The sequence below is a fragment of the Mycobacterium sp. 852002-30065_SCH5024008 genome (assembly GCF_001665645.1).
GTDB classification, from domain to species: domain Bacteria; phylum Actinomycetota; class Actinomycetes; order Mycobacteriales; family Mycobacteriaceae; genus Mycobacterium; species Mycobacterium paraffinicum.
On the sequence record NZ_LZSZ01000109.1, the window covers coordinates 1 to 711 of the forward strand.

General features: G+C 64.6%; 1 protein-coding gene. It reads left to right on the plus strand.

What is annotated here, in order from left to right; translation table 11 throughout:
* On the plus strand, window positions 1–711 hold a 711-nt coding region (locus A5781_RS15315), incomplete at both ends, for a condensation domain-containing protein (protein ID WP_156624674.1).

Below are 711 nucleotides of genomic sequence, written 5' to 3' on the forward strand. Positions count from 1 at the left end.
AGCCACCGAGATTCCGCTGCAGGCAAAGCTTTTCCATCTGGGCGAGGATGAGCATGTGTTGGTGGCAGTGGCCCACCATATCGCCGCCGATGGCTGGTCGATCACCCCGCTGCTACGCGATCTAGGCACCGCCTATACCAGCCGCACTCAAGGCAAGGCCCCGGATTGGGTGCCGTTGGCGGTGCAATACGCCGACTACACACTCTGGCAACGAGAGCAATTCGGCGACCTCAATGACCCCGACAGTGTGATCGGCGGGCAGCTGACCTACTGGCAAGACGTGTTGGCCGGGATGCCCGAACGCCTGGTGCTGCCCACCGATCGGCCCTATCCGGCGGTAGCCGATTATCGCGGGGCAAGCCTCACCATCGAGTGGCCGGCGCAGTTGCAGCAGCAGATCACCCGGGTGGCCCGCGCGCACAACGCCACCAGTTTCATGGTCATCCAAGCCGGGCTGACAATACTGCTCTCGAAGCTCAGCGCCAGTTGTGAGGTGGCCGTTGGGTTCCCGATCGCGGGCCGGCGCGACCCGGCCCTTGATGAGCTGGTCGGGTTCTTCGTCAACACCTTGGTGTTACGCGTCGAGGTGGCCGGGGATCCCAGTGTGGCTGAACTGTTGGGGCAGGTGCGCGCGCGCAGCCTGGCCGCCTTTGAGCACCAAGACGTGCCCTTCGAGCTGCTCGTGGAACGGCTGCACCCCACCCGCTCAGT